The sequence below is a fragment of the Candidatus Kaelpia aquatica genome, from assembly GCA_030765335.1.
Lineage (GTDB): Bacteria > Omnitrophota > Gorgyraeia > Kaelpiales > Kaelpiaceae > Kaelpia > Kaelpia aquatica.
Window position 1 is genome coordinate 1 of record JAVCCU010000013.1, and the last position, 12,251, is coordinate 12,251.

Annotated in this window: 12 protein-coding genes and 1 rRNA gene; 12 read left to right on the top strand and 1 reads right to left on the bottom strand. The window is 36.6% G+C overall.

What is annotated here, in order from left to right; genetic code table 11:
* The coding region (locus tag P9X27_01985) for a helix-turn-helix domain-containing protein (GenBank protein MDP8253150.1) at window positions 1–404 on the bottom strand (404 nt) is incomplete at its 3' end.
* A 318-nt stretch (window positions 405–722) separates the two neighbouring features.
* On the opposite strand from P9X27_01985, the gene P9X27_01990 reads away from it, so the two are divergent.
* The 12 genes from P9X27_01990 to P9X27_02045 form a co-directional block, all read left to right on the top strand.
* A complete protein-coding gene (locus P9X27_01990; protein MDP8253151.1) occupies window positions 723–1,820 on the top strand; it encodes a three-Cys-motif partner protein TcmP in 1,098 nt (365 codons plus the stop codon).
* Window positions 1,821–1,824: 4 nt separating this feature from the next.
* On the top strand, window positions 1,825–2,670 hold the full coding sequence (locus P9X27_01995) for a radical SAM protein (GenBank protein MDP8253152.1): 846 nt from the start codon (window positions 1,825–1,827) through the stop codon (window positions 2,668–2,670).
* 315 nt (window positions 2,671–2,985) lie between these two features.
* Window positions 2,986–3,648, top strand: coding sequence for a hypothetical protein (locus tag P9X27_02000; GenBank protein ID MDP8253153.1), 663 nt, complete (start codon window positions 2,986–2,988; stop codon window positions 3,646–3,648).
* Complete coding sequence (locus P9X27_02005) at window positions 3,645–4,127, top strand: pyridoxamine 5'-phosphate oxidase family protein (protein MDP8253154.1); 483 nt, start codon at window positions 3,645–3,647, stop codon at window positions 4,125–4,127. Before P9X27_02000 ends, P9X27_02005 begins: the two co-directional genes overlap by 4 nt.
* 40 nt (window positions 4,128–4,167) lie before the next feature.
* Complete coding sequence (gene rpsO / locus P9X27_02010) at window positions 4,168–4,422, top strand: 30S ribosomal protein S15 (protein MDP8253155.1); 255 nt, start codon at window positions 4,168–4,170, stop codon at window positions 4,420–4,422.
* A 39-nt stretch (window positions 4,423–4,461) separates the two neighbouring features.
* Complete coding sequence (gene pnp, locus P9X27_02015; protein MDP8253156.1) at window positions 4,462–6,531, top strand: polyribonucleotide nucleotidyltransferase; 2,070 nt, start codon at window positions 4,462–4,464, stop codon at window positions 6,529–6,531.
* Window positions 6,532–6,547: 16 nt separating this feature from the next.
* A complete protein-coding gene (locus P9X27_02020; GenBank protein MDP8253157.1) occupies window positions 6,548–8,719 on the top strand; it encodes a DNA translocase FtsK 4TM domain-containing protein in 2,172 nt (723 codons plus the stop codon).
* A gap of 19 nt (window positions 8,720–8,738) precedes the next feature.
* Complete coding sequence (locus P9X27_02025) at window positions 8,739–9,485, top strand: DUF4115 domain-containing protein (GenBank protein ID MDP8253158.1); 747 nt, start codon at window positions 8,739–8,741, stop codon at window positions 9,483–9,485.
* Window positions 9,486–9,510: 25 nt separating this feature from the next.
* Window positions 9,511–10,824, top strand: a complete 1,314-nt coding sequence (gene rimO, locus P9X27_02030) for a 30S ribosomal protein S12 methylthiotransferase RimO (protein ID MDP8253159.1) — start codon at window positions 9,511–9,513, stop codon at window positions 10,822–10,824.
* Window positions 10,799–11,392: a CDP-diacylglycerol--glycerol-3-phosphate 3-phosphatidyltransferase gene (gene pgsA / locus P9X27_02035; GenBank protein MDP8253160.1), complete on the top strand. Its 594-nt coding sequence runs from the start codon at window positions 10,799–10,801 to the stop codon at window positions 11,390–11,392. Before rimO ends, pgsA begins: the two co-directional genes overlap by 26 nt.
* A complete protein-coding gene (locus P9X27_02040) occupies window positions 11,361–11,972 on the top strand; it encodes a hypothetical protein (GenBank protein MDP8253161.1) in 612 nt (203 codons plus the stop codon). Before pgsA ends, P9X27_02040 begins: the two co-directional genes overlap by 32 nt.
* Before the next feature lie 173 nt (window positions 11,973–12,145).
* A 16S ribosomal RNA gene (locus P9X27_02045) occupies window positions 12,146–12,251 on the top strand; the annotation flags it as partial.

Below are 12,251 nucleotides of genomic sequence, written 5' to 3' on the forward strand. Positions count from 1 at the left end.
AACTCGCGCTTTAATTCCCCTCGCGGCAATATATACACGTAAGAATAAATTGTTTCGTGTGAAATACGCATATTCATACCATTAGGATACAAGAGAACTATTCTTTTAGCAATCTGTTCTGGGGACCATTTCTTGGATAAATAAAACAGTACAATTTTGCGCAATGCACGATTGTTATCCAACTTACGATTCTTATGTCGTTGATGAAGAATTTTGTTACTGCGGCCTTGTGCGAAAAATGCCCGATAAAATTTACGATTAACAACGCTTTTATTTATCTCTCGGGTTATGGTGCTTGGAGATCTATGGAGATTTTTAGCTACTTCCCTGAGGCTCTTTCCTGATGCAACTTGTCGAGAAATTTCTTCTCGTTCAAAACATTTAAGTCTTTGATATTTTGCCATTAGCAACTCCTTTCCCTGCTATTATAGCAGTTCAAAGTGTTGCACTAGACCCTTGAACCTAATTTATATATCAGTAAGTTATTTAAAATAAACATGTTACGTATAGTTCGGTGAAAGGGCAGAGGCAGTCCTTACAACGAGGAGGTCGGAGGTTCAATCCCTCTCTCGCCCATTTTATATCAACGACTTACAACAACTGGCTTTCTGCCGTGTTGCAAAAACAGCAGCAGTTTAATGTTTTATATTAATTTAAGATTTTATTTAATCCATATAAGAGGTAAAATAATTAAATAAGGTACATAAAAACAATGTGGTGATATGAGTAAAATAACTACTGTAAAATGGTTGATTGATCCGCATACGGAAGCTAAGCATGCTATATTGAAAAAATATCTTGCTGCTTGGTTCCCAATTATTACACGATTTTCTAAAAGAGTGATTGTAGTAGATGGATTTGCAGGTCCAGGAGAATATAGCAATGGACAAGATGGCTCTCCAATAATTGCTATAAATACATTTTTAGAGCATAAAGCAGAAATGAAATCTGAAGTTATATTTTATTTTATCGAAAAGAATAAAGATAGATGTGAGCATCTCAAAAAGAAGCTTTTGGGTCATTCACATTTGATGCCTTCAAATATGAAATATAATATAGATTGTTCAGAGTTTTCTGAGACGTTAACATCTGTTTTAGATGATTTGGATTCTAAAAGTCAACAGTTAGCCCCATCATTTTTCTTTATAGATCCGTTTGGTTATAAAGATATACCAATGGAGCTTATAAAGAGGATAATGAGTTATAAGAAATGTGAAGTGTTTATTACTTTTATGTATGAAGAGATTAATAGATTTATAGCAGTTGACAGTCAGGAGTTAAATGCTAATAAGTTATTTGGTACTGATGAATGGAAAAAAGTAAAAGACGCTATTAATCCAGATCAAAGAGTGGAAATATTACATAGTTTATATAAAAAGCAATTGGAAACAATGGCTGGTATAAAATATGTGAGATACTTTAAAATGATTAACAAGAGTAATAAAACTGATTATTTTTTATTTTTTGGAACAAATAGTATTGTTGGCTTGAAACACATGAAGAGGGCAATGTGGATGGTCGATGAAAATGGAACCTATCAATTTTCTGATGCAACATACAATCCGAATCAATTAACGTTGTTTGAAGCAGAGCCTAATTACGGTATGTTGAAAAGTATGATTGTTGATAAATACAAAGGTAGTGTTGTTTCTGTAGAGAATTTGAAGGAGTTTATTATAGTAGAGACTCCTTTTCTTGAAACAAATTATAAAAAAAAGATACTAAATATTATGGAAAAAAATGGAGAGATTAAAGTGCATGGAAAAAGAATTAAAGGTACTTATCCTGATGAAAGAGGTATAAGTATAGAATTTTTATGAAACAATGAATCCAATAATTTGTGAATTGAATAAAAAACAAAAAGATAATCACAATCCTGTAAATAGACCTATTTTTGGAACTTTAGAGTGGGCGTCGAGTAATGCAAATTTTATTAACGGTTGTAAACACGATTGCAAGTACTGTTATAGTAAATCTATGGCAATTAGATTTAAAAGAAAGAATAAAAATAATTGGAGGAATGAACAGGTAAGGCACAATTGTTTTTTGAAAAATTACAAAAAAATTGATGGCACAATAATGGTTCCTTCCTCTCATGACATACATCCAGATAATTTAGATTTTGCATTGAAATTCTTTAAGAAAGTGTTATTGCCTGGTAATAATATTTTAATTGTAACCAAACCTCATATTTTATGCATAAAAGCTATATGTGATAAATTTAGTAAATTTAAAGATAGAATATTATTTAGGTTTACTGTAGGATCAAGCAGTTCGAAGGTGCTCAATTTTTGGGAGCCTTATGCTCCACCATTTGAAGAAAGAATTAATTCTTTGAAGCACGCTTATTACCAGGGATTTAATACAAGCATATCTTGCGAGCCAATGTTAGATAATAATGTAGGTTCTGTGATAGAAGAGACAGAGCCTTATGTTACAGATTCTATATGGATAGGTAAAGCAAATGCGTTAATTGGGCGTTTAAGAATAAATGGTGTTATAGATAAACAAACAATGGATAAAGCAAATGTGTTATTGAATTGGCAATCAGATGAAAACATCTTGAAATTATATAAAAAATTTAAAACAAATACTAAAATCAAATGGAAAGAAAGCATTAAGAGCGTAGTAGGTATTGAAATTCCAACGATAAAAGGTTTAGATATATAAGCTATTATGGTTTAATTTCTGGCGAGAGAATATGCTCTTTGTTATTTCTATTTACCGTGTTGCAAAAACAGCAGCAGTTTTTATGCAGATAATGGGCATAATGGGGGAAAGTTTTATATTTGTGTTTTAAAACTAAAGATGTTATATATCAATAAGTTGTTTCAAATAAGTAGGTTATAAAAAGTTTGGTGGAAGTACAAGAGTAGCCCTTACAACGAGGAGGTCGGAGGTTCAATCCCTCTCTCGCCCACCAGCTCTTCTCTAGCCTTACAAATACCTTGTATTTATAGCAATATTGGATTAAAATGTGAAAAGATGAAGCTAAAATCTCTACTTTTATTTACATTTACAGTAATCCTGTTTGTAGGTGTTGTTTTTGCTCAAGAACTTAGCAACGGAATATCCAAGGAGAGTGTTGAGTCTATTTTAGGTAGACCAGACATGGTAACAACAAGAGATGATTTGCAGGCTCAGATATACCCCGTAATCATAGATGTAGATAGGCATGACAAGGAGTTTGAATTCTGGATATATTACCAGCATCCAGATGGTAAAAAAAATTGGGGTTTTGTCGAGTTTAATACAGATAGAGAAGTAGTTGATTTTTCAATCCATACTCCAGGTCAGAGGAGTAAGTATCTTTTAGAGATGAGCTCTCCTGGTGCCGATATCTTTAAAAAGATAGGACACTATAACGGTGACGATTGGAATCTTATGCCTGACAAGAGCAAGACGCTTTTAATTATTGAGATAATGGATAATTTAAGAGGTAAAAATGTTTTTATAAATAGACATCCGTTCTATTATCTGGAAGAGTTAGACTTTTTTTTTAAAGAAGATGCCTATGGGCATTTTACCGTGATTAATACACTATATACTTTTGCGCTATTAAGCAGGGATTGGGATGACGGCCTAGATAAAGATGAAAGAATTAAGCGCACTTTGCCTACTGATATTTGGAGTGATTTTATAAGATGATACCGATTGAGATACGTAAATTCGTCAAGAAGTTTTCTTATGGTTTTTTGGGGACCTCTGATAAGGGAGGTAAGCCGAATATATCTATAAAAGGTGTTGTGTCGGTGGACTCTAAGAGTCTCTATTTCTGCGACCTATTTATGGCTAAGACAAAGAAGAATCTGGAGATTAATCCACAGATCTCATTTTTTGTGATTGATTGGGATAGCTTTGTAGGATATCAGTTTAAAGGTAAGGCAAAGGTTGAATTTAAGGGAGAGTTGTTCGAGAAACATGTAAGCAGCTGGGAGAGGAAGCGTAATGATTTTATAATATCAAGGATGATTGATAATCTAAAGAGTGATAAAATCATAAAAAGACACGATCTCTACCTTCTAAAACCGGAGTATCTGATTGTAATGGACGTAGAAGAGATATACGATTTAGTCGAACCTATCAAGATGCTGGTTAAAACACATCTTGACAAGGTGGAGAGTTGAAGTTATATTATCGAAGAATAATAACTGAAAGAAGGGGAATATGGAAAAAGATAAAATAATAGAGGAGTTTTCTGTCCATGATAAAGACACGGGTTCACCCGAAGTCCAAATCGCTATTTTAACAAACAAGATCATTTACCTTAATCAGCATTTAAAGGAACACAAAAAAGACAACCATTCAAGGCAAGGTCTTCTGATTATGGTGAGCAAGAGGAAGAGACTTCTCAGCTACTTAAAAAGAAAAGATCAAGCGAGATATTTAGGTCTCGTGGAGAAGCTTGGTTTACGCAAATAATCCTCCATATGCAAACCCGCCTTTTAATAACAAGGAGCTATAATGAAAGAGGAAGTAAGAGTTAAAATTGGTGAAGAAGATATTATAATAACTACAGGAGAGATGGCAAAGCAGGCTAATGGTTCTGTGAAAGTACAATGCGGGGATACTGTTGTTTTGGTCAATGCAGTCATGTCTGCTGAAGTCAGAGAAGGGATAGATTTTCTTCCCCTTATGGTGGATTATAGGGAGAGGACTTATGCAGCTGGTAAGATACCTGGAGGGTTTTTCAAAAGAGAGGGAAGGCCTACAGATAAGGAGATATTAACATCTCGTTTAATTGATAGACCGATACGGCCTTTATTTCCTGAAGGATTAAGAAACGAGGTTCAGATTGTAGCTATAGTGTTATCGAGCGACGGTAAGTATGATCCAGATGTTCTAGCTGTTATCGGGGCTTCTGCAGCACTCTATATCTCTGATATTCCATTTGAGTCTCCAATAGCAGGAATTAAGCTTGCTATGGTCGATGGTGAATTTATTATAAGCCCAGACTACAAACAGGTGGAGGATTCTGATCTAACCATTACCTTAATCGGAGATAAAGATGGTATTATTATGCTGGAGGGAGAAGCCAGAGAGATGAGCGAGGAAGATGTTTTCAATGCTATTAGCTTTGCTCAAAAATACTTCCCCTCTATTGTGGATGCTCAGAATGAATTGAGGAAAAAATGCGGAAAGGAAAAATTCAAGCCCGAGCTTTTTAAAATAAGCAGCGATACTCTTGATGCTATAAGAAAAGACGCAGGGGTTAAAATTGCAGAGATTAGTATTATAAAAGATAAAGAAGAGAGAGCTAGTTTATTTTCTTCACTTAAGAGTGAGCTGATAGAGAAATATCAGGAAGTCTATTCAGTAGGGGATATTAAAGAGGCTATCCATGTAATACAGAAAAGCTCTATTAGAGAGTATGCTATCAAAAATAAGAAAAGAGTAGATGGTCGATCGTTGAACGAACTTAGAGATATAAGTTGTTCGGTTGGAGTATTGCCTCGTACTCATGGCTCTGCATTGTTTACTAGAGGTCAGACTCAGAGTCTGGCTGTTACAACTTTGGGTACGACTAGTGATGAGCAGACCGTAGAATCTTTAGAAGGAAAATCGTCTAAAAAATTTATGCTTCATTATAATTTCCCTTCTTTTAGCGTGGGAGAGGTTGGTTTTATGAGAGGTCCAGGTAGGCGGGAGATAGGTCACGGTGCTTTGGCTGAAAAAGCTTTGAGAGCGGTGATGCCTAAGGATGAGGATTTTCCTTATACTGTTAGGTTAGTATCAGATATTTTAGAATCCAATGGTTCTTCGTCTATGGCTACGGTATGCGCTGGGTCTTTGGCGATGATGGATGCCGGTGTTCCTTTAAAATCATCTGTTGCAGGTATAGCTTTAGGTTTGTTTAAAGAGGGCGATGATGAGCTGATATTAACAGATATTGCTGGAATGGAAGACCACATTGGAGATATGGATTTTAAGATTGCTGGAACTAGGGCGGGGATTACTGCTATACAGGTGGATTTAAAAATAACCGGAATCAAGCTTGATTTAATATCAAAAATTCTAAAGCAGTCTCATGAGGCTAGAATCAAGATTTTAGATGTAATGGATCAAGTGATGAGTCAGGCCAAAACATCTGTATCAGCTTATGCGCCTCGATTAACTTCATTTAAATTAGATCCTGATAAGATAGGCGTACTTATTGGTCCTGGCGGGAAGACAATAAAAAAACTTGTAATCGATACTGGAGCAAGGTTTGATGTCGATGATGATGGTGTTTTACATATAGCTGCTGATGACGATGAGCAGCTGCAGGATGCTCTTAGAAGAGTTGAGGAGCTGATAAAAGATGTTGAGGTTGGAGAACTTTACGACGGTAAAGTCGTCAAGGTTATGAACTTTGGAGCTTTCTGCTCAATAGCTCCAGGTAAAGAAGGATTAGTCCATGTATCTGAGCTCTCTAATGAGTATGTTGCTAACATTGAAGATGTTATTAAAAAAGGAGATGAAGTCAAAGTCAAAGTTATTGGCATAGATGATGCCGGTAAGATAAAGTTGAGCATGAAGCAGGTCGAATGATTTTGTTGGGAGATTTATGAAAAAGGAGATTCTCTGCCTGCTTGGGGTAGCAATAGGTCTGTACCTTTTTTTAGCAATCATCTTTTTTTCGCCTCTATCTCATCCAGGTCTCAGTTCTAACGGGATTGATGCTGGAAGCTTTTTCAGGAATATTACCGTTCTCTCTGGCTACTTTTTGCGTAGTTATTTTGGGTTGATGAGCATTGTAATTCCTGTCGTTATTTTTTTCTGGACCTATATGTTCTATTTCTACGAAGAGGATTTCAAGCATTTTAGGGTCAAGCTGCTCTCTTTTTTTCTTCTTATCTGTTCACTGAGTTGTTCTGCTGCGCTCTTGAGTCATTTTAATAAAGAGGTTAGTTTTAATCTTTCCGGCATTGTCGGGTTCTATTTTTTAGATTTTAGCAGGAAGTATTTTGGTTATTCTGGAGCGATATTGGTAAGTCTCTCTATCCTGCTGCTCTCCGCTATAATGGTCACTGACTTACCGCTTTTAAGCTATATTATTACGGGATTAAAGAAATTATTTTTTATTTTAATCAAGGCAGTATCAAGTTTGTTTAGACAGTGCCTCAAAGTTAAAGAGTCTGAATCAAAGCAGAGGTTTTCTAAAGCAGAAAAGGAAGGGATTTTAGAGTTTGAAGATAATGTTTCCGGAGTTAAAGCCGTTAAGAAGAAACCAATATTTAAGATAGAAGATATAGAGAAGCCGCAGAGGCGTGTAGTTCTAAAGCAGTCTAAGAGTGTATCTCGAGGCGGGTTTACTTTGCCGCCTATAGATTTACTGGAATCTCCAGAGCAGAGTAAAGATCAAGAAAAAGTAGAGGATCTTCATGCCAAAGCAGAGCTGCTTGAGGAGACGCTAAGAGATTTTAATATCGAGGCCAAGGTTGTAAATATTGAAAAAGGTCCCGTTATAACAAGGTATGAGCTTCAGCCTGCTCCGGGGGTAAAAGTTCAGTCGATTGCTTCTCTATCTGAGGATATAGGTCTTGTTATGAAAAGTTATAATGTTCATGTAAGCCCTGTTGCCGGTAAAGGAACAATTGGGGTTGAGATTCCAAATATAACCTCTTCAATGGTTTATTTGAAAGATATTGTAGGATCGGCCAGTTTCCATACTCAACGTTCACTCTTATCTTTAGCGTTGGGTCAGAAAGTTTCAGGCGAGCCTCTCATAAGTGATTTAAGTGAAATGCCTCATCTTTTGATAGCTGGAACAACTGGTTCTGGCAAGACTGTATGTATCAACGCTCTTATAATCAGTCTTCTTTATCGTGCTACTCCTGATGAGGTAAAGATGATTTTAATAGATCCTAAGATGGTTGAGTTGATGCCTTTCAATGGCTTGCCTCATTTAATAGTTCCTGTTGTAACTAATGCTAGTAAAGCTGTTTCAGCTCTAGAGTGGGCAGTTGCGGAGATGGATGCTAGGTATAGGCTTTTATCTAAGGCGACAACTAGAAATATAGAGTCTTATAATCAGAAGAAAGATAAAGATGCTGAGTTGCCCCAGAGCTTGCCTTATATTGTTGTAGTAATAGACGAGCTTGCAGATTTGATGTTAGTGGCTTCTAAGGAGATAGAGGGTCACATTGCACGGCTTGCTCAGCTTTCTCGCGCAGTAGGAATCCATATGATACTTGCAACTCAAAGACCGTCAGTTGATGTAATCACCGGTGTTATAAAGGCAAATTTTCCTTCCAGGATATCTTTTAAGGTGGCGTCTAAGGTTGATTCCCGTACCGTTTTAGATTTAAACGGGGCTGATAAGCTTGTAGGCAAAGGCGATATGCTGTTTATACCTCCAGGTACGTCTAAGCCTTGCAGGGCTCAGTGTAGTTTGGTTTCAGATCAAGAGATAGAGAGAGTCGTCGGCTTTATAAAAGAACAGAGAGAGCCTGAATACGATGACAGTATTTTGGGTTCTTCTTCCGGGGCGCCTGGATTAAAGGTTCACGGCAAGAGAGACCAGGTATATAAAGAGGCGATTAATGTTATAATGCAGACAGGGCAGGCTTCGGTATCAATGCTGCAGAGAAGGCTCGGCGTTGGCTATACTAGGGCTGCCAGATTAATAGATATGATGGAAGAAGATAATATAGTAGGCTCCTATCAGGGCTCAAAGCCTAGAGAGATATTGATAGACAGAGAAGAGTATTTACAGGACCTTCAAGGGGCAGGCTGATCATCGGCTGAATCTATCCATGGCTAATATAGGAATAAAACTAAGAAAGGCGCGTCAAAAGTTAGGCTATGATTATGATTTTATTACTCAGAAAGCCAGGATACACCCTAAGGTTCTACAAGCCTTAGAAGATGAAGACTTTGGTTACTTTAAATCCGCTCTTTATCTAAGAAGCTTCTTGGGTAAATATGTTCGGTTTTTGGGGTTGGATGAGGATCAAATCTTAAGTGAACTGGATATGCTTCCGGCAGAGCTTAAATCTGGAGAGCAGGGATATGTTAAGTCCGGCTCTATGCCTAATAAGCTTGTTCTGATTTTTAAAACAACCATACTCTCTCTGTTTATAGTCAGCTCCATATACTTTGTATTTTTAGGAATTAAAAAGACATTAGCAGTATTTATCAATCATGATGGTCCTGATCTCAAAATGGAAGATGTTATGAATGTCGAGATAATAAATGATGGTATAGTTAAGGTTGAAGATGCAGCTGTCAAGAAGAGCTCAGAAGAATATCTTGCTGTACAATTAACAATAAAGGCTAGTGAAGATTGCTGGATTCAACTCCGCGCTGATAGTGAAAAGATTTTTGACAGTATTTTGAAAGCCAATCAATCTGAGACATGGAATGCTAACGAAGAGTTTGAGCTTTGGGTTGGAGAGGCATCCCGACTTTCGTTTATACTCAACGGTAGAAATATTGGTCCTATAGGGAGAGGTATTATAAAAGGGATAAAGATTACTTCTGCTGGCATAGACCTACCTTAAGCGTAGTCTTGATTAAAATAAAATAATGAAAGTTTTTTTAATAAGTTTGGGTTGTGCTAGAAACCTTGTTGATTCAGAGTATGTGCTGGATATAATTTCTAGAGAGGGATATGAGGTTGTAGATGAAGTGTCGAGCGCAGATATCGCTATTGTAAATACTTGCGGGTTTATAGGGGATGCCAAGGAAGAGTCGATCGATATAATTTTGGATTTGGTCCAAATTAAAGAAACAAAAGATATCAAAATTGTAGTAGGTGGATGCTTTACTCAAAAGTATTCCAAGGAGTTGTTGGAAGAGATTCCAGAGGTTGATGCTGTTATTGGAATCAATTGGGATGATCTAATAGGGATACTTAAGGATATTTTAAAAGGCGAAAGAGTCCAAAATATCAAAGAAGAAAGATATCTTTTGAACTATCCGACCAAGAAGAAGATATATCTGACCCCAGCTCATTTTGCATATTTAAAGATATCCGAAGGATGTTCTCATAGATGTAGTTATTGTGCTATCTATAATATAAAAGGTTCTTACAGAAGCAGGCCTCTGGACGATATTTTAAAAGAGGCCGAGTTTTTAGTAGGGAGAGGAGTGAGAGAGTTAAATGTCGTAGCTCAAGATACAACTTCATATGGCGTTGATTTAGGGCCTAGCATTGACATCACCAGCCTACTTAGAAGCATTAATGATATTGAGGGTGATTTCTGGATCCGCTTGCTTTACACGCACCCTCAGATGGTAGGAGATGATTTAATAAGCTGTTATCAGGAATTAAAAAAGCTCTGTAAATATCTAGATCTGCCCTTGCAGCATATAAGTAGTAAAATTTTAAAAGAAATGAATAGGCCTGCATCAAGAGAGGTAATATTCAGCTTAATAAAAGAGTTAAGAGAAAGAGTGCCGGGCTTATCGATTAGAACAAGTTTTATAGTTGGGTTTCCAGGGGAGAGCGAGGAGGACTTTAATGAGCTGATTGATTTTATAAAGGATATTAAATTTGATAGGTTGGGCTGCTTCAGGTATTCAAGAGAGGATAATACAGATGCCTTTGATTTTGAAGGGCAGATATCGGAATCTATAAAAGACCAGCGATTTAATACAATCATGAAAGAGCAGAACAGCATAGCGAGAGATCTTAATAATAAGTTGCTAGGCAAAGAGATTAGGGTTTTAGTTGAAGAGGAGAGAGGGGAATACTATCTTGCCAGGTCTGAATTTGATGCTCCGGAAGTAGACGGCATTGTTTATATTGAAAAAAGTGATAAAATAGATTTGGGAGCATTTATTAATGTAAGAGTAAAGGATGTATTAGAATATGACCTTATTGCAGAGATTGCCTAATATTTTAACCGCATCTCGTATTCTGTTTGCTCTTTTTTTTCTGTTGTTTATTTTTTCTTCGCTTAAGTTAGCATCGGTCATAGCCCTTGCTATTTTTATAGTTGCCTCTTTGACTGATTATTATGACGGTAAGCTTGCTCGCAAGCTAAACGTTACTTCAAAGTTTGGTGCTTTTCTAGACCCTTTAGCTGACAAGATATTGATTATGGGTGCTTTTATATCTTTTGTGAGCCTAGAGCTGATTCCTGCTTGGATGGTCATAATTATTTTAGCTCGGGAGTTTATGATAACTGGTTTAAGGCTTCTTGCTGCAGGCTTTGGGGGGACTATTCCGGCGTCGCGGCTGGCAAAACATAAAACGGTATCTCAAGTTATAGCGGTCTATCTTGTTTTGATATCAATCTGTCTTAAGGAGTTAAGTTTAGCATTAGCGTATATTGTGTATATAGAAACCGCAATGCTGGCCTTCATGTATCTTACGGTATTGTTAACCCTTGCCTCTGGCTTGGCATATCTCTATAATCATAAAGATGTTTTTGGCAAAAGAAAATCCGATAGCCTTAATTGAAGGTCTTGGGTTTACTATCCTAAGCGAAGAGATTCTAGTAGCAAGCTGCCCCATCTCTGCACTAGCTTTTAAAGATGATAAGTTTTTTTTTGTGGAATATCTATTTAAAAATAATCTTGAATTTATAGAGAAGCATTTCGATTGGATAAAGTGTAATATTAATCTTCTTAAATCGAAATACAGATTAAAAGATCTGTCTGAGGTTAACCTTCTTTGCTTATCTTTTACCGATGATGAGCTCAACCTAGAGGTCTCTGGATTTAAAGGCGAGCTAGTTACCTATAGAGCTCCTTTTAAAAACGGAGAGGATGGATTGCTGTCTTTTGACAATTGGACGTTTAATAAGGAGTATCTTAAGAGCAGAGTCTTCTCGCTCTTATCTAAGATCCCCAGAGAAGAAGCAGATATTGTAAGATTACTACTTACCCTTAAGTCATTATTTGTTAGAGAGGAGTCCGAAGATTATTTTTTGATTCAGGCTCAAAGTGAAGAATATAGGCTGAGATTTTTTAAGGATTTTATCTGGTTTCATAAAGGACCTGCTCCATTTAGGCCTAGGAAAATAGCAATTAAACCTTGACAATATTTTGCTTTAGGATATAATTTCTATCACGCTCTGGATAGCTAATCCAGAGTCTTGTTTTCTTGACATAGACCATAGCAAAGGTTACAATTACCTTTTGTCTAAAATTAGTTCTTTGAAATTTAGGTCGACAGTGCGGTAAAGTTAAAAAAAAGAGTAAGATCAAATTTTTTTCGGAGGGTTTGATCCTGGCTCAGAGCGAACGCTGGCGGCGTGGATTAGACATGCAAGTCGAGCGATCTGCCTTCGGGTAGATAGCGGCGAACGGGTGAGTAA